Below are 20,323 nucleotides of genomic sequence, written 5' to 3'. Positions count from 1 at the left end.
AACGGGGGATATGCATGGCAGGTGAGGACTCCCACACCAGCGAGCCGATCGAGCCGGGCCCCCGGCCCGGCTCGATCCGCTGGCAGGAGCCGGGTAAGACCACCCCGCGCCCCCCGACCGTGGCCGAGGCGCGTCAGCGGGACAAGGCGCAGAAGGCACGGGAGGCCGCCGAGGAATGGGCCAGGCTGCAGGAGGAGAAGCGCGAACAACGCTCCGCCACCGGTAAGAAGATCCTGATGGGCTCGGTGGCCGTGGTCGGCGTGGTCGGCGCCGTCGCACTCGGCTACCAGCTGCTGCACAAGGAGGAAGTCGAGGCCACCTGCGTCAAGGACGGGACCAACGAGGTGGTGCCCGATCAGTACTGCAGCAGTGGCCACAGCGGTGCCGGCGGAATGTTCATCTACGCGGGTTCGCCGTATCGCTACTACTACGGCGGGCAGAACAACGGCGTGGGCACCGTGGCGCGCGGCGGGACGCTCGAGGTGCCCAAGGGCACCACCGCGAAGACCAAATCCGGGACGTCGATCTCGCGGGGCGGCTTCGGGTCGTCATCGAGCTACGGCGGAAGCTCGGGCAGCTGATGCGGCGTCAGCGCAGTTCCCCGCGAACCGGCTGGGAACGGATCGTCGCCGACCAGGGGATGTGTTACGGCACCCCGGCGCGGGACGCCACCGGTGCCGAACGCCCCTACTGGGACGAGTCCGTGCACTACGTCTTCGACATGGACGAGGTGCTCTCGATCGAGGCCTCGGTCGAGGTGCTGCATTCGATGTGCCTTGAGGCCGTCGAACACGTCGTATTGACCGGGCGCTACCGCGACTTCGGGCTCCCGGAGTGGAGCTGGGAGCACATCGAGAAGTCGTGGCGGCGCGGCGACCCCTACCTGTACGGGCGGTTCGATCTGCGCTACGACGGGCGGCGGCCGCCGGTCCTGCTGGAGTACAACGCCGACACCCCGACCACCCTGCTGGAGGCGGCGATCCTGCAGTGGCACTGGAAGACCGACGTGTTTCCCGACGACGACCAGTGGAACTCGCTGCACGAGAAGCTGGTCGCCCGGTGGGGCGAGATCGCCGACCGGTTGCCTGGGGCCGAGACCTACTTCACCTGGTCGGGGGCCGAACACACCGGCGAGGACAACGTGACGGTGGCCTACCTGCAGGAGTGCGCGGCCGAGGCCGGCCTGCACACCGTGGGGTTGGCGATCGAGGACGTCGGGTTCGACGAGGATCTCGACCGGTTCGTCGACCTCGAGGAGGCACCGATGTCCTCGGTGTTCAAGCTCTATCCGTGGGAGTGGATGCTCGACGACGACTTCGGCCGCCGCGCGGTCGAAGGGCTGCCCGCGACCATGTGGGTGGAGCCCCTGTGGAAGACCCTGCTCAGCAACAAGGCGATCCTGGCGGTGCTGTGGGAGATGTACCCGGGCCACCCGAACCTGCTGCCCGCCTATGTCGACGACCCGCATGAGCTGACCGAGTATGTGCGCAAACCCAAACTCGGACGCGAGGGCGCCAACATCACCATCGTGGGTGCCGGCTTCGAAACCGAGACCGGCGGCGTGTACGGCGAGGAGGGCTACGTCTACCAGTTGCTCGATCCGTTGCCGCAGTTCGACGATATGCGCCCCGCGCTCGGGGCCTGGATCGTCGGCGACGAGTCCGCAGGGCTGGGCATCCGCGAGACCTCGGGTCTGGTCACCGACAACGGCGCCGCCTTTGTGCCACACCGCATTCCACTGTGATCCGGAAGGAACGACAACCCATGACCGATACAACGAGCATCGCGCTCAGCTCCGACTACTGGTCGGTGCTCGGCCACGGGGTCGCGGCAATCGCGCTGTACACCATCCTGGGGGTCGCCCTGATGGTCGTCGGTTTCTATGTGATCGACTGGACCACGCCGGGGCCGCTGCGCACGCTGGTGCAGGCCGGGCGCCCCAATGCGTGCGCGGTCGCCGCATCGGGTGTGGTGTCGATGGCGGCGATCATCGTGTTCGCGGTGTTCTCATCCTCCGGTGACCTGCTCCAGGGGCTGCTCATGACGCTGGTGTTCGGGCTGCTGGGCATTGCCGCACAGGCGTTCTCGGTCCGGCTGATCGGGGCGATCAAGGGTATCGACATGGGTCGGGTACTGGCCGAGGAGAAGTTCACCCCCGAGGTACTGGTGGTGACGGCGTCCTATTTCGCGTTCGGTTTGATCGTCGCGGCCGTCATCCTCTGACCCTGCCTCGCGAGCAGACGCGAAACTGCCCGAAATCCGGTGAAACCAGGCAGGTTTGTGTCTGCTCGTCAGGAAATCTCGCGGCACACGGCGGCGGCGGCCCGGGTCAGTCCGGCCGGGCCCTCGCGCAGCGCCTGCTCGATCGGGGTCCCCGGCTCCGTGATCGCCACGATCCGGTCCACCCCGTTGGCCAGCAGCACGTCGGCGTCCGGTGCCACCCGGCCGGCGAAGATGACCACACCGGCGCCCGCGCGTCCGGCCGCCCGGGTCACCCCGAACGGTGTCTTGCCCAGCATGGTCTGGGCATCCACGCTGCCCTCACCGGTGAAGACCCAGTCGGCGCCGGTCAGGGATTGCTCAAGGCCCACGGTCTCGGCGATCAGCTCGACACCGGGATCACATTCGGCGCCAAGGAATTCCAGCAGTGCGAAACCGAGGCCACCGGCCGCCCCGGCGCCGGGAAGTTCGGGCCGGGCGCGGCCGAGGGTCGACCCCGTGACCGCGACGAAGCGGGTCAACGCCGCTTCCAGGGTCTCGACATCGGCGGGGGTGGCACCCTTCTGCGGGCCGAAGACCGCGCTCGCACCGCCCGGCCCGAGCAGCGGGGCGGTGACGTCGGAGGCGATCCTGACCCTGATGTCGGCCAGTCGCGGATCCAGACCGCGCAGGTCGATGCGGTCGAGCCGGGCCAGTGCGGCACCACCGGGCGGCAGGGGAGTGCCGTCGGAATCGGCCAGGACGGCACCGAGCGCGACGAGCATGCCCGCGCCGCCGTCGTTGGTGGCCGAGCCGCCCAGCCCGATCAGCAGCTCGGCCGCGCCGCGATCCAGTGCCGAGCGGATCAGCTGGCCGACACCGAAAGTGCTGGCGGCGAGCACATCACGGTCGGCGGGTGCCACCTGTTCCAGACCGGATGCGGTGGCCATCTCGACCACGGCGAGTTTGCGGCTCGCGATGTAGCCGTAGTCGGCGGCCACCGGCCGGCCCAGCGCATCGCGGGCCTCGACGGTGACGTGCTCGCCACCGAGGGCGTCGACCACGGCGTCGACCGTGCCTTCACCGCCGTCGGCCATCGGCACGCCGATGCACTCGGCGTCGGGCAGGACCGCGTGAACGCCGTCGCGCAGGGCGGCGACGGCTTGCGACGCGGTCATCGACTCCTTGAAGGAGTCGGGGGCGAGAACAATTCTCATCAGGTGCTATCCAACAGGGGTCAGCGCCGGTTTCCCGGCGAGAACCGCGGCGGCGTTGTCGATGGCGAGAATACCCATCGCGTCCCGGGTGGCTTCGCCCGCACTGGCGGTGTGGGGCGTCAGCACCAGGTTGGGGGTCTCCAGCAGTGCGGGGTTGACGTCGGGTTCGTTCTCGAAGACATCGAGCGCCGCACCGCGGAGCCGCTCGCCGTGCAGCGCGGCCATCAGCGCGGATTCGTCGACCACCCCGCCGCGCGCGGTGTTGATCAGGTAGGCGGTCGGCTTCATCTTCGCCAGGGCGGCCGCGTCGATCAGGTGATGGGTCTGCGGTGTCAGCGGGGTGAGGACGCTCAGTACGTCGCTCTCGGCGAGCAGCGTGTCGGCGTCGACGAACCGGACCCCGTCCTCCTCGGTGCCGGGCTGGCGGCTGCGTGCCGTCGCCAGCACGGTCATGTCGAAGGCCAGTGCCCGCTTCGCGACGGCCCTGCCGATCCGGCCGTAGCCCAGGACGCCCAGGGTCGCACCGGCGCTGATGTCCAGCCCGACCAGCATCCGGGGGCCCCACACCCACGGCAGGCCCGACCGCAGGAATCGGTCCCCGTCGAGCACCCGGCGGGTAGCCGCCAGGATCAGGGCGAAGGTGTGGTCGGCGGTGGCCCGGTCGAGGACCCCCGGGGTGTTGGTGACGGTGACGCCCGCCGCGGTCGCGGCGGGGAGATCGATGTTGTCGTAGCCGACGGCGACGTTGGCGACCACCCGCAGCTGATCGCCCGCCGCGGCCAGCAGCGCGGCGTCGACGCGTTCGGTCAGCGTGACGACGGCGGCGCTGGCGCCGGCGATACCGGCCTGCAGCTCGGCCGGGCTGGGCGGATCCTCGGCGCCGACCCGGACCGGAACCCCCAGCGAATTCAGATGGTCCATCGCACGGTCGGTGAGCAGTCTCGACACGTAGATCGTCAACAGTCGTCCTTGTCATCGCGTGATCGGTGGTGCCGAACGATGCGGCACCCGTGACCGTTGACGATACTTCGCGGCGGTGACGCGGGCGCCTGGCGACCGGGCTTTCGTCCCGCCGGAGTGAGATCGCGCTTCTGTAAACGGAATTCGGAGGTCAGGTGTCCGGTCGGACGGCTCAGCCGTCCGATCCGTGTACGGCCACAGTCGGTTCGACGCCGGTGGCACCGACAACGTCGGCCCATACCTCGAAACCGTGCTGGAATGCCACCACACCGGCTTCGGGTAGCGCGATTTCGATCGCCTCGAGAATCTCCTGCGCCGAGACCCCCAGGTCCAGGGCCACTCGGATATGGCCGGCGATGTGGCCGTGCGAGGCCTTCAGCACCGTCAGGCTGGTGATGAAGATCAGCTCTTTGGTCGCCTTGTCGAGTTTGCGCTGATTCGTGTACGCGGCCGATACCAGGCCGTTGGCGGCTTTGAGGACATCGAGGTCGGCCTTGGCCATCAACTTGTGATACGGCAGCACATAGCCGCGGGCGCGGGCCATGTCATTGACGTACTCGAGGGCTTCGCTGGAATCAGACACAGAGTTCCTTTCGACGGATGGCTCGTGGGATGTTCGGGTAACCGCGACGGCTCACCTGTTGCCGCGGTGCAGGTCGGCGAAGATCCGGGGCAGTGCGGCGCGGCTGGCCTGCGCGACGTGGTATTCCCCGGCGCGGCGGGCACCTTCGATATCGCCGGCGATGACCGCGTCGCATATCGCGGTGATCTCGGCGAGGGTTGCGGGGTGGCGGTTCTCGGCGGACAGCGAGTAGCGGCGGAGCAGCCGGATGCGCGCGTGCAGCAGGCGAAGGGCCGAGGTGAGTTCCGAGTTTCCGGCACCCGTCAGCAGGGCGTCGTAGAACGCGTCCTTGGCCGCGAGGATGACGGTCAGGTCGCCGCCCTGGATGGCCCGCTCGATGTCGGCGGCACATGCGGCGAGGGTTTGCTTGTGTTCGACCGTCCCCCGACGGGCGAACAGCGAACATGCCAACGACTCCAGTGCCCCGCGAACCTCGAACAGATGCTCGGCATCGCTGTAGGACATCTTGGCGACCAACGCGCCGCGGTTGGCTTCGATGGTGACGAAACCTTCGCCCTCGAGCTGGCGCAACCCCTCGCGCACGACGGTGCGCGACACATCGTAGGACTCGCAGAGTTCCCGCTCGTTCAGCCGGGTTCCCTGTTTGAGCAGCCCATGGCTGATGGCGTCACGTAATCCACCGACCAGTCGGGTCCGTGCCGGTGCCGCGGCGGTAACCGACGGTGCGACGGTGATCTCCTGCATGAGATAAACCCCAGTTCGGTTGTCATACGAAAGTGCTGGTGAGCCGAAAGTCGCGGTCACACACGCGTTGTCCCGCCCCGACACGAGTTGCTTTCGAGGTGCATCGTCGCGAACCATCGGCGATCTGATCAAGACGGTACGACAATTATTTCTACCGCGCAAACGAGGCACCTGCAAAGTGGATCGATATTTCTGCAGGTAAGTCGCCTATTGCGGATGGGCCGTGATCGCGATCCCGGGAATCTCGACCGCTCATGCTTGACGGAGCGCGAACGATTGTCATACATTGCCCGAGGCAACGATGTGGTGAGGCACACAAGCTGTGCGGCGTCTCAGCACCGCAAGACCTGTTCGCCGCCTCCAGGCGCAGGCATCGGCTGACGCGTTCATCCCGTCAATGCCCACGGAAAGCGGCGATCTCCGAACGTCTGGCGCGACATCGACAACCCCAGGAGAATCAGATGACACATGGCAATGCAGCGGCTCTGGGCTGGCAGCGGGCTGGGACCAGGCCACTGTCGATCACCTTGATCGACGGCCCCAACATGCCCAACCTGGGCAACCGCAACAAACGTGTCTACGGGCCGATCGCCTCCATCACGGCTCTCCAGGACTACATGCGTGAACTGGGCGCGGGGATGGGTGTCACCGTCGAAGCGCTGGCATCCAATCACGAGGGCGAAATCCTCGACGCGATCCATGCTTCCGCGGCCCACACCGACGCCTACATCCTCAACCCCGCGGGCCTGACCAAGACCGGCGAGCCGACCCGCCATGCCCTTGAGGAAACCGGGCGGCCGTGGGTGGAAACCCACTTCTCCAACATTTCGGCGCCCCCGTGGTCGGGTCGCGGATTGCCGGGTGGGCCATGGGAATCCAACTTCACACGCTCCGCGACGGGCATGTCGATGGGCCTGCGTCACCACAGTTACCTCGGCGCTCTGGTGGCCCTGGTCGCCGCGCTCGACGATCCGGAGTTCCTCGGGGCCGCCGAATGACCGGTCTGGACCCCGGATGGGAGACCGACTGGCTCGCCACCGTCGGTGCCGACGCCGAATTCCGGCTCATCAGCCGATGGACCGATGTCGCGCTGCGGTTGATCGGTGACGACTTCGACCGCAGCTACCGCATCGACCACTCGGCCATCGGCGTCCACGACCACGCCACCTCGGTCCCGATGGTCACGCTCACCGGGTCGGCCGCGGCGTGGAGTGCCTATCTGGCACCGACGCCGGCGCCGCACGATCATCACATCCTCGCGATGCAGCGACGTCGGGCGGACTTCTCCATCGACGGCAGGCATGCCCTGTTGCAGAACCTGAACGTTCTCAACCGGGTTCTGGATCTGCTGCGCACGGTGGCCACCGGCCGGCATCGGGGCATCGCATGAGCGGCTATGAACCGATCACCGGGCGTTACCTCACGGTCGACATCCAAGGGACCCCGAACCGGATCTACCTCGAAGAGTCCGGAGCCGGCATCCCGGTGGTGTGCCTGCACACCGCCGGTGCCGATTCCCGGCAGTACCGCCATCTGCAGACCGACGACGAGGTCCTCGACCGGTTTCGCGTCATCGCGTTCGACTTGCCCTGGCACGGAAAGTCATTGCCGCCGGACAACTGGTGGCACGGCGAGTACCTGCTCACCGCGGAGCTTTACCTCGCCACCGTGATGGCGGTCATCGAGGCGCTGGATCTGAAGCAGCCCATCGTGATCGGCTGCTCGATGGCCGGATCGTTCGTGCTGGAGCTGGCTCTGGCCCAGCCCGACCGTATCGGCGGTGTCATCGGCTTCTCCGGCGCCGCGAAAGTCGACGGTCGGTTTGACGACTGGTCGCTGGCGCCCGATATCAACAGCAACCAGTCGGTGCCGTCCTGGACCTATGGACTGATGGCGCCGCAGAGCCCCGAACCGGCACGCCGCGAGGTCTGGTGGATGTACGCCCAGGGCGGGCCGGGAATCTACCGGGGGGACACCTACTACTACAGCAACGAGGTGGACCTCCGTGGCCGCGAGCGCGACATCGACACCGCCAAGTGTCCGGTGTACCTGCTCACCGGCGAATACGACTACGCATGCAGCCCCGAGGAGACCGAAGCCGCGATCGCGGCGATCCCCGGCGCCCGCGGCGGCGTGATGCGCGGGATCGGACACTTTCCGATCTCCGAGAACTACCCGCTCTGCAAGACATATCTGTGGCCGGCGCTGCTCGAACTCGCCGGTATCGGGTGATCTGCCGACAGGCTGCCCATGACAACAGGAAACGAGGACGCGATCGATGGCACCCGAAACCTACCCGGGTCAGAGGGCCGGCGTGAGTAGCGATTTCGCCGGCCGCCGCATTCTGGTGACCGGCGGCGCCTCCGGCGTCGGTGAGGCCTGTGTCAGCCACTTTCTGGGCCTCGGCGCTCTGGTGGCGGGCCTCGACGTCAAGCAATCCGCCCGCTCGGATGCCAACTATCTGCACCTGGTCGCCGACCTGCGCGACCAGCGCGCGGTGTCGGCCGCGGTGGCCGAGGTGGCGGGGCGGTTCTCCGGGTTGGACACCCTGGTCAACAATGCCGGAGTCAGTTTCGTCGGCACCATCGAAGACGGGACCGAGGAGGACTGGAACCGGCTGTGGGACATCAACGTCATGGGATACGTCCGATCGACCCGGGCGGCGCTGCCGCTGCTCCGGCAATCGGATTCCGCCGCCATCGTCAACGTGTCGTCGCTGACGGCCACCTCCGGCCTTCGCCAGCGCGCCGCCTATACCGCGACCAAGGGCGCCGTTGACTCCATGACCAGGGCCGTCGCGGCAGACCTGGTTGGCGAAGGCATCACCGTCAACGCGGTGAATCCCGGAACCGTCGACACCCCGTTCATGGCGGAGTTGGCGGCCAGGGCCGACGATCCGATCCAGCGTCGCGCGGATTTCGATTCGCGTCAGCCCATCGGCCGCATGGTGACCCCCGCCGAAGTCGCCCATGCCGTCGCGTACTTCGCACACCCCCTCAGCAGATCCACCACCGGCAGCACGCTCATGGTGGACGGAGGCATCTTCAACCTGCATATGACACGGGCCTGATCGATGGTGCTCGTGAAACATCCCCAGCAGCAATCGAATAACGGAGCATTTGAATGAGACTTGACAACAGGGTTGCCATCATCACCGGAGCCGGGCAGGGCATCGGCCGGATCTACGCCGAGAGATTCGCCGAGGAAGGCGCCGCCGTGGTCGTCGCCGACCTCAACGGCACCAAGGCGGCAGAGGTCGCCGCGGCCATCACCTCGGCAGGTGGCCGTGCGCTGGCGTCCACCACCGACGTCTCGGACTCCGATTCGGTCAAAACCATGGTCGACACCGCCGTCGAGGCATTCGGAACGGTCGACATTCTGGTGAACAACGCGGCGATCTTCTCGACCCTGAAAATGAAGCCCTTCGAGGAGATTTCGGGCGAGGAATGGGACAGCCTGTTCGCCGTCAACGCCAAGGGCACGTTCCTGTGCTGCCAGGCGGTCTCACCCGTCATGCGCAAGAACCAGTACGGCCGCATCATCAACATCTCCTCGAGTGTGGTCGTGACCGGCAGGCCCAACTACGCCCACTACATCGCGTCCAAAGGTGCCGTCTGGGCGTTGACCCACGCCCTGGCAACGGAATTGGGCGGCGACGACATCACCGTGAACACCGTGAGCCCACACGGCATCGTCACCGAAATCCCCAGGGAGACGATCTCGGAGGAGGGCTGGCGGCGCAACCTGGAGGAGCAGGCGCTCAAGCGTAAAGGCGATGCGTCCGACCTTGTCGGCGTGGTGCTCTACCTCGCGAGCGACGAGAGCAAATTCATGACCGGTCAGACCCTGAGCCTGGACGCCGGCCTGCGCTTTACCTGAGGGCTCGCCCTGCCACCCACCCGTAACCCATTCATGAAGGCACGGAGCAACAATCATGGCGAATACATCGAGCACCAACGCCGGTCCGACGACAGTGCCTGGCGATTCAGCGCGCCGGTCCGCGCTGCGCAAGGTGAACGCCCGGTTGATGCCGTTCATATTCCTGCTCTACCTCGTCAACTACATCGACAGAACCGCGCTCGGTATCGCCGAGCCGAACGGTATGAGCGACGAGCTCCACATGACGGCGACCCTGTTCGGTCTGGCGTCCGGCATCTTCTTCGTGGGCTACATCCTCCTCGAGGTGCCCAGCGCGATCGCCGCCCAGAAAACGGGCGCACGGGTCTGGATCGCCCGGATCGCGGTCTCCTGGGGTGTGGTGGCGTCGCTGACCGCCTTCGTCCCCAGCTACGAGTGGCTGATCGGCGCGCGCTTCCTTCTCGGCGTGGCCGAGGCCGGGTTCGCGCCGACGGTGCTGCTGTATCTCACCATCTGGTTCTCCAATCGTGAACGCCCCAAGGCATTCTCGGTCTATCTGCTGGGAATTCCGATCTCGTCGGTCATCGCCGCCCCGTTGGCCAGTTGGTTGATCGACGCCGGTGACGGCGTGTTCGGGCTGAGTGGATGGCGATTCATGACCCTGATGACCGGCCTTCCCGCGATCGCCCTGGGTATTGCCGCGTACTTCTGGCTGACGGACCGCCCGTCGGAAGCCGGGTGGCTGACCGACGCCGAGAAGAACGCCCTGATCCGCGACCAGGACGAGCACACCCCGGCCGAAGCCCGCGGACACTCCGGAGGCATGCTGGCCTCGCTGCGATCCGGCCGCGTCTGGATCATGGGCATCGCCTACCTCGGCGTGGTCTACAGCCTCTACACCATCGGGTTCTTCCTGCCCAGCGTCGTCGCGGGCTTCGCCGAACGGTTCGGCACCGACTTCTCGGTGATCGAGAACGGGTTCATCATCGCGATTCCGTACGTGTTCGCCGCGATCGCTCTCCTGCTCTGGCCCCGCCACGCCAGCAGGTCCGGCGATATCGGATGGCACGTTTTCATCAGTACCGCCGTGGGGGCGCTGGGCATCGTCATCGCGGCCTTCGCCGCGGACCCGTGGATCGTCATGGTCGGCGTCACGTTCTGCGCGGTCGGGGTCATCTCCGCCATGCCACTCGTCTACAGCCTGCCCGCACGAATACTCTCCAGCGTCGCGGTGGGGGCCGGCCTCGCCCTCGTCAACACCATCGGCAACGTCGGAGGTTTCGCCGGACCGTTCGTCACCGGCTGGCTGCGGGATCTGTTCGGTAACGACCAGGGCGCCTTCTCCGTGGTGGCGCTGCTGCTGCTGACGTCGGGTGTCATCTCCGTGGTGGTCCAGTCGCGGACGCGGTCGATCAACCGGACCATCCAGGGCGACGCCGCATCCGAGCCGCACGGGACGATGGCGCGGTGACGTGAAGGTCAGGACCCGGAGCCCGAAACGGCGTGGCCGGCATCGGCCCCGACCGGTGGTCAGTCCACCGCATCGGCCAGCAGACGCTTGAGTTCGCGCCGCTGCTCGGCGGTAAGGCGGGCCAGGGCCAGATCGTCGGCGGTGTGCACGGCGGCCTCGGCACGTGACAGCAGGGCGGCGCCCTCGGCGGTCAGCTCGGCGGGCAGGGCGCGACCGGAGCTGACCGTGGCCGGCCGGCGCACGGCGCCGCGCTCCTGCAGCCCGCGCACCACATTGTTCATCGCCTGCGGCGACACGTTGATGTGGCGCGCGAGCTCGGCGTTGGACTGGCCGGGGGCCATGGACAGGATCCTCAGGCAGACGAACTCGGGCAGTGACAAGCCGAGCGGCTGCAGGTGTTCGGCCACCTTCGGTTGCAGCACCGCAACCACCCGGTACATCAGAAACCCCAGCGGTTGGTCCTCGAGGCTATCGTTCATATCAAGCATATTGACACATATCAACCACGTTGATATACCGGATGGCATGACACAACCACAGGAAGTATTCGAATCGGCATATCGCGGCGACGCCCCGGAGTTCGCGGGGGTGCGCCCGCCGTGGAGCATCGGCGAGCCACAGCCCGAGATCGCCGCACTGATCGAGGCGGGCAAGGTGCACGGCGACGTCCTCGACGCGGGCTGCGGAGAGGCGGCCACCGCGCTGTACCTCGCCGAGCACGGCTTCACCACGGTCGGGCTGGATCAATCGCCCACCGCGATCGACCTCGCCCGCGCCGAGGCCGCCAAGCGGGGACTGTCCAACGCCAGCTTCGCGGTCGCCGACATCAGTGATTTCACCGGATACGACGGCCGGTTCGGCACCATCATCGACAGCACGCTGTTCCACTCCATGCCCGTCGAACTCCGCGACGGCTACCAGCGGTCCATCGTGCGGGCCGCCGCCCCCGGCGCGTCCTACATCGTCCTGGTCTTCGACAAGGCGACCATGGGCGACACCGGTCCGGCGCACCCGGTCGACGAGGACGAGTTGCGGGAGGTCGTCGGCAAATACTGGGTGATCGACGAGGTGCGGCCGGCCCGCATCCACGCCAACGTGCCCGCCCAGTTCACCGACTTCGCCGCCTTCGCCGGCACCGACATCCGCGACGAGGGCGGTGACCGCAAATCGGTCGCCGCCTGGTTGCTGCAGGCACACCTGGGCTAGACCCGGTAGGCCGGCGACACTCCGATTCGCGAGGCCCGGGCATTGCCGGACGGCCGCGATAAGGCAGGATGGAGATGCCGTCCTGGGCGATCGCCCGGATGGCTCTCTAATGCGAGGAGTGCCGAGGAGACCGATGGCGGATCCGAATGTCGCCGGCCAGGCCGCAGCACCCATTCGCCCCCTCTATACGCGAGTGCTGCTGAAACTCGGCGGTGAGATGTTCGGCGGTGGCGAGGTGGGCCTTGACCCGGATGTGGTCGCACAGGTGGCCCGCCAGATCGCCGAGGTGGTGCGCAGCGGCGCACAGGTTGCCGTGGTGATCGGCGGCGGAAATTTCTTCCGCGGTGCCCAACTGCAACAGCGCGGTATGGAGCGCACCCGCTCCGACTACATGGGCATGCTCGGCACCGTCATGAACAGCCTTGCCCTGCAGGACTTCCTGCAGAAAGAGGGCATCGACACCCGGGTGCAGACCGCCATCACCATGGGCCAGGTCGCCGAGCCCTACATTCCGCTGCGCGCCGTGCGCCACCTGGAGAAGGGGCGCGTCGTCATCTTCGGCGCCGGTATGGGCCTGCCCTATTTCTCCACCGACACCACGGCCGCGCAACGTGCCCTGGAGATCGGCGCCGAGGTGGTGCTGATGGCCAAGGCGGTCGACGGGGTGTTCACCGACGATCCGCGGACCAATCCGGATGCCGAGCTGATCGCCGCGATCAGCCATCGCGAGGTCATCGACCGCGGGCTCAAGGTCGCCGATGCCACCGCGTTCAGCCTCTGCATGGACAACGGAATGCCGATTCTCGTGTTCAATCTCCTCACCGACGGCAATATCGCTCGAGCGGTGGCGGGTGAGAAGATCGGAACACTGGTCACCACCTGACGGGTGATGTCAGATGAGTGCGAGCGACGGGAGACCGCGCCCGTGAGGAGCGAGATGGAGATGAGCGCGTGATCGACGAGACCCTCTTCGACGCCGAAGAGAAGATGGAAAAGGCCGTGACCGTGGCCCGCGACGATCTGGCGTCGATCCGCACCGGCCGGGCCAACCCTGGCATGTTCTCCCGCATCAATATCGACTACTACGGTGCGATGACCCCGATCACCCAGCTGTCGAGCATCAATGTGCCCGAGGCGCGGCTCGTCGTCATCAAGCCCTACGAGACGTCCCAGCTCAAGCCGATCGAGGACGCGATCCGCAACTCCGACCTCGGCGTCAACCCGAGCAACGACGGCAACGTCATCCGCATCTCCGTCCCGCAGCTCACCGAGGAACGTCGTCGCGACCTGGTCAAACAGGCCAAGTCCAAGGGCGAGGACGCCAAAGTGTCGATCCGCAACATCCGTCGCAAGGCGATGGAAGAGCTCAGCCGGATCAAGAAGGACGGCGAGGCCGGCGAGGACGAGGTGGGCCGCGCCGAGAAGGACCTCGACAAGTCGACCCACACCTACACCAGCCAGATCGACGACCTGGTCAAGCACAAAGAAGGCGAACTGCTGGAGGTCTAGTGGCCGATCAGCGAGCAGGGTACGTGGCAAACACACCGGTCGGGGAACCGCCCAAGAAGCAGTCCCGCGCCGGACGTAACCTTCCCGCTGCCATCGCCGTCGGGGCCGCGTTGGGCGGCTCGGTCATCGCTATCCTGCTCTTCGCCCCGCACGTCTGGGTCGCCGTGGTCGCGGTCGCCATGGCGGTGGCCACCCATGAGGTGGTGCGCCGCCTGCGGGACGGCGGATATTCGGTGCCGGTCCTGCCACTGCTCATCGGCGGGCAGGCCATGGTGTGGCTGACCTGGCCGTTCGGCGCCGCGGGTGCGCTCGGCGGGTTCGGCGGCACGGTGGTGCTGTGCCTGATCTGGCGGCTGTTGAGCGGCGGGTTGAAGGCCGCGCCCGCCAATTACACCCGCGACGTCTCGGTGACGATATTCCTGGCGGCCTGGATCCCGCTGTTCGGCGCGTTCGGTGTCCTGCTGATCTACCCCGAGGACGGGGCCGGGCGGGTGTTCTGCCTGATGCTCGGCGTGGTGGCCTCCGATGTCGGCGGCTACACCGCGGGCGTGTTGTTCGGAAAGCACCCGATGGTGCCCGCCATCAGCCCCAAGAAGTCCTGGGAGGGGCTGACCGGATCCCTGCTGCTCGGCATCGTCGTGTCGATGCTCTCGGTGCAGTTCCTGCTGGACAAGCCGGCCTGGGTCGGTATCCCGCTCGGCATCATGCTGGTCATCACCGGAACCCTCGGCGACCTGGTCGAATCCCAGGTCAAACGCGATCTCGGGATCAAGGACATGGGCAGCCTGCTGCCCGGCCACGGCGGTCTGATGGACCGCATCGACTCGGTGCTGCCGTCAGCCGTAGCCACCTGGATCGTGCTGTCGTTGTTGGCCTGACACGTTTAGCCAGCACGCCACGGCGCCCACGGCCAATCCCACCACGATCCCGGCATCGGGGCGCTGCCCGAGCATGAGCCACGACATCAGCCCGGCCACCGCGGGAATGACGCTGAACAGCATCGCCACCGCCGCCGCGCCGTGGTCGTTGACGGCCCGGACGAAGATCGTCATCCCGACCAGCGCATTGGACACCACCACGGCCGCCACGGCGCCGGCCGCCTTCCACGGATCCGACACCGAGAACGGCAGCACCGATGCGAGCGCGACGGCGGGCAGCACGCAGACCACGTTCTGCAGTGCCGCGGTCGCCCGGAAGTCGACACCCGAGCAGAACCGCTGCTGATACACCCCGCCCGCGGCCACCGACAGCAGCGACACCACGAGCAGCAGGACCACCGGGTCCATGCCGCCGACCGTCGCCAGGCGCCCGGCACACGCCGCCAGCACCGCGACGACACCGAGAGCCAGGGCCACGATCCGCCTCGGGGTCAGCCCCTCGCCGAGGAACACCGCAGCCAGCAGGGCGGTGACGACCGGGTTCATCGCGATGACCACGGCGCCGAGCACCGCGGGTGCCCCGTTCAGCAGGGCCAGGTACAGGCAGCCGAACAATATGCCCTGCGCGAGCAGTCCGCTGACGAGGACATGGACGAGCGTGCGGCCGGTGGGCCAGCTCACCCTGGCCAGCATTGCCCAACCGCTCAGGATCAGGCCGGCCGCACCGAACCGGCAGACCAGCACCGCCATCGGCGACATCGCCGAAACTGCCAGAGCACCAATGGGATAGCCGAGGGCGTAGAAGAAGGTCAGGGTCGAGGCGGTGCGCAGGGGCATCGGGGTGGTCGCGCTCGGCAGGGCCATGGGTCCATGGTGCTGACGGGCCCACCCGCTCGTCCATTCAATTCCGGCCGATGTGAGATGAGATACTGACAGAACATCATGCCCGGATCCCTGCCCCTCGTATTCGACGCCCCGCGACGCGCCATGCCGCCGCGGCACCTCGCCGACCTCGACGAAGACGGCCGCGCCGCCGCGGTCGCCGAGCTGGGCCTGCCGGCGTTCCGGGCCAAACAGCTGGCCAATCAGTACTACGGGCGGCTCATCGCCGACCCGCAACAGATGACCGACCTGCCTGCAGCGGTGCGCGATCGGGTGGCCGAGGCGTTGTTCCCGACGCTGATTGACCCGGTGCGCGAGATCGCGTGCGACGCCGGGGAGACCCGCAAGACGCTGTGGCGCGCGGGGGACGGCACCACGTTCGAGTCCGTGCTGATGCGCTACCCGCAGCGCAACACCGTGTGCATCTCCTCACAGGCCGGCTGCGGCATGGCCTGCCCGTTCTGCGCCACCGGCCAGGGTGGGCTGAAACGCAACCTGTCCACCGCCGAGATCCTGGAGCAGGTCCGGAGCGCCTCGTCGATCATGCGGTCCGAGCATGATGGCCGGCTGTCCAACATCGTGTTCATGGGCATGGGGGAGCCGCTGGCCAACTACAACCGGGTGCTGGCCGCGGTCCGCAGGATCACCGCGCCCCCGCCGCACGGTTTCGGGATCGGCGCGCGTTCGGTGACGGTGTCGACGGTCGGGCTGGCCCCGGCGATCCGGAAACTGGCCGACGAGCGGCTCGGCGTCACCCTGGCCCTCTCGTTGCACACCGCCGACGACGAGCTCCGCGACACCCTGGTGCCGGTGAACAACCGGTGGCCGGTCGACGAAGTTCTCGACGCGGCCCGCTACTACGCCGATGTCACCGGACGCCGGGTCTCCATCGAATACGCCTTGATCCGGGATGTGAACGACCAGCCTTGGCGCGCAGACCTTCTGGGTAAGAAGCTGCACGGCAAGCTGGGGCCGCTGGTGCATGTGAACCTGATCCCGCTGAATCCGACACCGGGCAGCGAATGGGACGCCAGCCCCAAGCCGGTCGAGCGGGAGTTCGTCAAGCGGGTCCGCGAGCGCGGAGTGTCGTGCACGGTGCGCGACACCCGTGGCCGTGAGATCGCCGCCGCGTGCGGTCAGCTCGCCGCCGAGGGCTGAATCAGCCCGCCGAGACTACGGTTTGTGGCGGCTTTTCGGCGTTTTCCCGCCAACAACCGTATTCTCGGCGCGCGTCATGCGTCGGCGATCGACCGTTCCCGCACCGCTTCGATGTGGGCCCGCATCGCATCCGCCGCGGCTTGCGGGTCGCCGGCCTCGATCGCCGCGAGTACCCGCCCGTGCTCGGCGACCGCCAATTCGGTGTCGACCGGCCCCTTTTGAACGTTCTGGCGCATGCGTTGCACCGAGGCGCCCAACCCGCCCACCATGCGACGCAGGAAGCGGTTGCCGCAGTGGTCGAGGATCGTCTGGTGAAATCCCCAGTCCGCATCGAAGTACGGCTTGAGGGTGACGGGCAGGCGGTTGCGGTCCAGCGTCACCCCGTCCCACTCGCGCACCGCCCAGGCGGCCTCCTCGTGGGCGCGGTGCGCGGCGCGCAGTTCGGGGAGCAGGTCGGGTTCGTGCAGCCGGGCCGCCCAATGCGCTGCTGTCGTCTCGACGACGAGTCGAGCATCCGCGAGCTCGGCGGCCTGTTGCGCACTCATCGGCGGCGCCACTTGATAGCCGCGGTGGGCGACCCGGTGGACCAGTCCGGTCGCCTCGATTTCGACGAGGGCCTCGCGCACCGGAGTCGGCGAGACGCCGAGATCGCGCGCGAGCTGGTCGATGCTCACCGATGTGCCCGCGGCAAGCCGGCCGTCCATGAGCATGGCGAGCAGCGCGTCGCGCACGTCGTCGCGCATGGCGCGGCGCAGGCGATGGATCGTCGGGCTCACAGGGACATCCACGGGTCGGATCCTTTCACGGGGCCGGGTTGCCGGTCCGCGGTCTCGTCGAGCAGGGCCCCGGCCGTGATCTCGTCCACGATCAGATCGGTGGCGGCCCCGGCGCGCAGCGCCGCGAGGACGGCGGGGCCTTTGGCCGGGCCGCTCGCCACGAGTATCCGGGTGCGCACACCGTGCAGCTCGTCCAGGGACATGCCGGTACTGCGCTGATTGACCGCGATGCGGTCCGAGCTTCCGTCCTCGCGCAGGAAGACGGTCCCGATGTGGCCGACGATGCCGTCGCGGCGCAGTTCCTGAAGGTCGACGGCATCGAGATAACCCGATCGGAACAGGTGATCGGGGACCTCTCCGGTCAGCGTGCCGACCGAGAACAGGGCGATGTCCGCGGTTCGGCGGATCGCGAGGACCCGCTCGACGGATCGCTCCCGCCACATCGCGGCGCGGGTGGCCGCCGAGTCGAAGAACGCGGGTCCGGGGAAGTGGTGCGCCGAGGCGGAGAATGCCCTGGCGAACCTGTCCAGTAGTTGACCGGCATTGAGGATGTTCGACGCGGAGGAGTTCCCCGAGCCGTCGTACTGGACCACGCGGGCGCCCCGGGTCGGGCTGAACATCAGGTGCCGCGACACCGCCTCGACCGTGGCGCCCCAGGCGACCGCGGTGGTCGTGTTGGCGCCGACGACACTGGCCAGCCGGCGCGCCGCAGATTCGGCGACGCCGTCGAGCCGTGCCCCCTCCGGACCGGTTTCGGCGATCACCGCCCGAACGCCGAATCGCTGATTGAGCCGGGTCGCGAGATGCGACGAGCCCTCCGGCGTGCGATGCAGGACGAACTCGACGACACCGTGGCTGCGCGCCCTGGCGAGCATCCGGGACACGGTCGACCGGGACAGATGCAGGCGCTTGCCGACGTCCTCGACCTTCAGGCCCCGGACGTAGTAGAGCTCGGCGGCGTCGGCCAGCCGCAGCCGCTCATCGTCGGACAGTTCGGCTTCGTCGGCAGCGGTCGTATCGGCCAAAGTTTGCACCATATTCCCAATTTAGCCGCTCTTCAGGTACATGAACGCAACTAGTCAGGAAAATGTAGGCCTGAATCGGTCTTGACTGGCGATAGAGCTATACCAATATCCTATAGGAATTAGTGTTACCTAGCTCACCTTGGAGAGAAGATGCTCACCGCAGAGACCTGGCCGATCGCCGCGAACATGCTGTCCTTCGGGTCGGTGGCACCGGACGGCACGCCCATGCTCGAGGCTCCCGCGGCGGTGTGGCGGTCTCAGTTGCAGCAGGTGGTCGACCTCGGCTTCGAGTTCGTCGACCCGACCGACGCGTGGCTGTCGATCGGCGAGCTCGACGACGTGCGGTTCAAAGAACTTCGTGCGGTACTCGACGAGGTGGGCCTGCGGGTGCCGTCGGTGTCCACCACCAGACGCAGCGTGGTCGACGCGACCGACGGTGAGCGGTTCCTCGCGATCGGGCACCGGATCATCGATCGGGCACCCGAACTCGGCGCCACGGTCGTCAACTTCGGCTTCATGCAGGCGCTGCGTCCCGCCCAGCGCACCGCGCTCTGGTTCTGGCTGGAGGAGGGCTATCACGACCCTGACGATGATTCGGAGTTGCGGGTCACCGCGATCGAGCGGATCCGTGAACTGGGAAAGCACGCGGCCGAGGTAGGTGTGGAGATCTCGCTGGAGATGTACGAGGACACCTTCATCGGCACGGCCGACCGCGCGGTGCGCTTCGTGCGGGACGTCGACCGTGCCAACGTGGGGCTCAACCCCGATCTCGGCAATCTGGTCCGGCTGCACCGGCCCATCGAAGACATCCCGACGATGTTCGAGAAGGTGTTGCCCTACACCAACTTCTGGCACATCAAGAACTACCTGCGCGACGAGGAGCCGAGGACCGGTCAGGTGTTCACCGCTCCGGTCCCGCTGGTGATGGGCGTCATCAACTATCGGGCGCACATTCTGCGAGCCCTCGAGCTCGGCTTCAAGGGTCCGTTCGTCTGTGAGCACTACGGCTCCGACAGCCTCGGCGTGGCGGCGATGAACCGGGAGTACATCCGCCAGGTACTGCAGTCCGCCCGGCTGTGAATGCCTGCGCCGCAAGTGATCCCACCCGCTGCGTAAGGACGGACCCGTGACCTACCTGCACAACCATCCCGAGACGTTCGCGGCCGAGGCGCTGGCCGGCCTCGCCGCCGCCGCACCCTCATACGTCCGGCTACATCCGGGCGGCGTCCTGCGGGCCCATCCGGCCCGCGACGGCAAGGTCGCCGTCGTGGTCGGCGGCGGCAGCGGACATTACCCCGCCTTCGCCGGGCTGGTCGGTGCCGGTCTCGCCGACGGCGCCGTCTGCGGTGACGTCTTCGCCTCGCCGTCGGCCCGCCAGGTCATCGACATCTGTCGGGGTGCCGACCGCGGCGGCGGGGTATGGCTGTCGTTCGGCAACTACGCGGGCGACGTCTTGAACTTCGGCGCCGCCGCACACCGGCTGCGGGCCAAGGGCATGGCCGTCGAGGTGCTGGCCGTGACCGACGACATCGCCTCGGCCCGGCCCGGACAGGAAGCCGAACGACGCGGCGTCGCGGGCGATCTCGTGGTGTTCAAGGTCGCCGGTGCCGCCGCGGAGGCGGGCAGGCCGCTGCAGGAGGTCGCGGCGGTGGCGGCACGCGCCAATGACCGCACGCGCTCCTTCGGGGTGGCGTTCGCCGGGTGCACCCTGCCCGGCCAGGACCATCCGTTGTTCACGCTGCCGGACGGCGTCGTGGCCTGGGGCCTGGGCATCCACGGTGAACCGGGCATCGGTGAGGAGCCCGCACCGTCCGCGGACGAGCTCGCCGATCAGCTGGTGCGGCGCGTGCTCGCCGA

At 67.6% G+C, this 20,323-nt stretch carries 24 protein-coding genes; 16 read left to right on the top strand and 8 right to left on the bottom strand.

Annotated elements, in window-relative coordinates; translation table 11 throughout:
- Positions 1–14: 14 nt before the first annotated feature.
- From ACWDTP_RS10830 to ACWDTP_RS10820, 3 genes are read left to right on the top strand one after another with little or no spacing between them, the layout of a single operon-like run.
- Positions 15–581 carry a hypothetical protein gene (locus ACWDTP_RS10830; protein ID WP_450019388.1) on the top strand — a complete coding sequence of 189 codons (567 nt, stop codon included), beginning with the start codon at positions 15–17 and terminating at the stop codon, positions 579–581.
- Positions 581–1,744: a glutathionylspermidine synthase family protein gene (locus ACWDTP_RS10825; protein WP_450019386.1), complete on the top strand. Its 1,164-nt coding sequence runs from the start codon at positions 581–583 to the stop codon at positions 1,742–1,744. The genes ACWDTP_RS10830 and ACWDTP_RS10825 overlap by 1 nt, the downstream gene beginning before the upstream one ends.
- A 20-nt stretch (positions 1,745–1,764) precedes the next feature.
- Complete coding sequence (locus ACWDTP_RS10820) at positions 1,765–2,223, top strand: DUF350 domain-containing protein (RefSeq protein WP_450019384.1); 459 nt, start codon at positions 1,765–1,767, stop codon at positions 2,221–2,223.
- A 68-nt stretch (positions 2,224–2,291) separates the two neighbouring features.
- On the opposite strand, the gene ACWDTP_RS10815 is transcribed toward ACWDTP_RS10820, so the two are convergent.
- From ACWDTP_RS10815 to ACWDTP_RS10800, 4 genes are all read right to left on the bottom strand, one after another.
- Positions 2,292–3,416, bottom strand: a complete 1,125-nt coding sequence (locus ACWDTP_RS10815) for a glycerate kinase (RefSeq protein WP_450019382.1) — start codon at positions 3,414–3,416, stop codon at positions 2,292–2,294.
- A 6-nt stretch (positions 3,417–3,422) separates the two neighbouring features.
- A complete protein-coding gene (locus ACWDTP_RS10810) occupies positions 3,423–4,376 on the bottom strand; it encodes a 2-hydroxyacid dehydrogenase (protein WP_450019380.1) in 954 nt (317 codons plus the stop codon).
- A gap of 172 nt (positions 4,377–4,548) precedes the next feature.
- Entirely contained in the window at positions 4,549–4,959 is a 411-nt protein-coding gene (locus tag ACWDTP_RS10805; RefSeq protein ID WP_450019378.1) for a carboxymuconolactone decarboxylase family protein, read from the bottom strand.
- A 51-nt stretch (positions 4,960–5,010) separates the two neighbouring features.
- On the bottom strand, positions 5,011–5,703 hold the full coding sequence (locus ACWDTP_RS10800) for a GntR family transcriptional regulator (RefSeq protein WP_450019376.1): 693 nt from the start codon (positions 5,701–5,703) through the stop codon (positions 5,011–5,013).
- Between the two features lie 461 nt (positions 5,704–6,164).
- Here ACWDTP_RS10800 and ACWDTP_RS10795 point away from each other — a divergent pair, with 461 nt between their 5' ends.
- The 6 genes from ACWDTP_RS10795 (at position 6,165) to ACWDTP_RS10770 (ending at position 11,032) form a co-directional block, all read left to right on the top strand.
- A complete protein-coding gene (locus tag ACWDTP_RS10795) occupies positions 6,165–6,701 on the top strand; it encodes a type II 3-dehydroquinate dehydratase (protein WP_450019374.1) in 537 nt (178 codons plus the stop codon).
- Positions 6,698–7,093 carry a hypothetical protein gene (locus ACWDTP_RS10790; RefSeq protein ID WP_450019372.1) on the top strand — a complete coding sequence of 132 codons (396 nt, stop codon included), beginning with the start codon at positions 6,698–6,700 and terminating at the stop codon, positions 7,091–7,093. Before ACWDTP_RS10795 ends, ACWDTP_RS10790 begins: the two co-directional genes overlap by 4 nt.
- The gene (locus ACWDTP_RS10785) at positions 7,090–7,935 is read left to right on the top strand and encodes an alpha/beta fold hydrolase (RefSeq protein ID WP_450019370.1); all 846 of its coding nucleotides are present in this window, start codon (positions 7,090–7,092) and stop codon (positions 7,933–7,935) included. The genes ACWDTP_RS10790 and ACWDTP_RS10785 overlap by 4 nt, the downstream gene beginning before the upstream one ends.
- An 82-nt stretch (positions 7,936–8,017) precedes the next feature.
- On the top strand, positions 8,018–8,773 hold the full coding sequence (locus ACWDTP_RS10780; protein WP_450019368.1) for an SDR family NAD(P)-dependent oxidoreductase: 756 nt from the start codon (positions 8,018–8,020) through the stop codon (positions 8,771–8,773).
- A 53-nt stretch (positions 8,774–8,826) separates the two neighbouring features.
- Positions 8,827–9,582, top strand: a complete 756-nt coding sequence (locus ACWDTP_RS10775) for an SDR family NAD(P)-dependent oxidoreductase (protein WP_450019366.1) — start codon at positions 8,827–8,829, stop codon at positions 9,580–9,582.
- A 55-nt stretch (positions 9,583–9,637) separates the two neighbouring features.
- The gene (locus ACWDTP_RS10770) at positions 9,638–11,032 is read left to right on the top strand and encodes an MFS transporter (protein WP_450019364.1); all 1,395 of its coding nucleotides are present in this window, start codon (positions 9,638–9,640) and stop codon (positions 11,030–11,032) included.
- Between the two features lie 59 nt (positions 11,033–11,091).
- Here ACWDTP_RS10770 and ACWDTP_RS10765 read toward each other — a convergent pair whose 3' ends face one another.
- The gene (locus ACWDTP_RS10765) at positions 11,092–11,520 is read right to left on the bottom strand and encodes a MarR family winged helix-turn-helix transcriptional regulator (protein WP_450019362.1); all 429 of its coding nucleotides are present in this window, start codon (positions 11,518–11,520) and stop codon (positions 11,092–11,094) included.
- A gap of 37 nt (positions 11,521–11,557) precedes the next feature.
- Between ACWDTP_RS10765 and ACWDTP_RS10760 the strand changes: the two genes are divergently transcribed.
- The 4 genes from ACWDTP_RS10760 (at position 11,558) to ACWDTP_RS10745 (ending at position 14,625) form a co-directional block, all read left to right on the top strand.
- A complete protein-coding gene (locus ACWDTP_RS10760) occupies positions 11,558–12,238 on the top strand; it encodes a class I SAM-dependent methyltransferase (protein ID WP_450019360.1) in 681 nt (226 codons plus the stop codon).
- 133 nt (positions 12,239–12,371) lie between these two features.
- Positions 12,372–13,121, top strand: a complete 750-nt coding sequence (pyrH, locus tag ACWDTP_RS10755; protein WP_450019358.1) for a UMP kinase — start codon at positions 12,372–12,374, stop codon at positions 13,119–13,121.
- A 68-nt stretch (positions 13,122–13,189) separates the two neighbouring features.
- Positions 13,190–13,747, top strand: a complete 558-nt coding sequence (frr, locus tag ACWDTP_RS10750; RefSeq protein WP_450019356.1) for a ribosome recycling factor — start codon at positions 13,190–13,192, stop codon at positions 13,745–13,747.
- Positions 13,747–14,625 (top strand): phosphatidate cytidylyltransferase, encoded by an 879-nt coding sequence (locus ACWDTP_RS10745; protein WP_450019354.1) that lies wholly within the window; start codon positions 13,747–13,749, stop codon positions 14,623–14,625. The genes frr and ACWDTP_RS10745 overlap by 1 nt, the downstream gene beginning before the upstream one ends.
- On the opposite strand, the gene ACWDTP_RS10740 is transcribed toward ACWDTP_RS10745, so the two are convergent.
- The gene (locus ACWDTP_RS10740) at positions 14,584–15,489 is read right to left on the bottom strand and encodes a DMT family transporter (protein WP_450019352.1); all 906 of its coding nucleotides are present in this window, start codon (positions 15,487–15,489) and stop codon (positions 14,584–14,586) included. The genes ACWDTP_RS10745 and ACWDTP_RS10740 overlap by 42 nt on opposite strands.
- A 78-nt stretch (positions 15,490–15,567) precedes the next feature.
- On the opposite strand from ACWDTP_RS10740, the gene rlmN reads away from it, so the two are divergent.
- Positions 15,568–16,665: a 23S rRNA (adenine(2503)-C(2))-methyltransferase RlmN gene (gene rlmN, locus ACWDTP_RS10735; RefSeq protein ID WP_450019350.1), complete on the top strand. Its 1,098-nt coding sequence runs from the start codon at positions 15,568–15,570 to the stop codon at positions 16,663–16,665.
- Between the two features lie 74 nt (positions 16,666–16,739).
- On the opposite strand, the gene ACWDTP_RS10730 is transcribed toward rlmN, so the two are convergent.
- Both ACWDTP_RS10730 and ACWDTP_RS10725 read right to left on the bottom strand, forming a co-directional pair.
- On the bottom strand, positions 16,740–17,441 hold the full coding sequence (locus ACWDTP_RS10730; RefSeq protein WP_450019348.1) for a GntR family transcriptional regulator: 702 nt from the start codon (positions 17,439–17,441) through the stop codon (positions 16,740–16,742).
- Complete coding sequence (locus ACWDTP_RS10725) at positions 17,438–18,478, bottom strand: sugar-binding transcriptional regulator (protein ID WP_450019346.1); 1,041 nt, start codon at positions 18,476–18,478, stop codon at positions 17,438–17,440. The genes ACWDTP_RS10730 and ACWDTP_RS10725 overlap by 4 nt, the downstream gene beginning before the upstream one ends.
- A 138-nt stretch (positions 18,479–18,616) precedes the next feature.
- Here ACWDTP_RS10725 and ACWDTP_RS10720 point away from each other — a divergent pair, with 138 nt between their 5' ends.
- Positions 18,617–19,546 (top strand): sugar phosphate isomerase/epimerase family protein, encoded by a 930-nt coding sequence (locus ACWDTP_RS10720; RefSeq protein WP_450019344.1) that lies wholly within the window; start codon positions 18,617–18,619, stop codon positions 19,544–19,546.
- A gap of 46 nt (positions 19,547–19,592) precedes the next feature.
- Positions 19,593–20,323 (top strand): dihydroxyacetone kinase subunit DhaK (locus ACWDTP_RS10715; RefSeq protein WP_450019342.1); only part of this gene is annotated, 731 nt, incomplete at its 3' end.

The organism is Mycobacterium sp. NPDC003449, from assembly GCF_053588415.1.
Note: the sequence above shows the minus strand (reverse complement) of the source record. Positions and strands in the feature narration are given on the sequence as shown.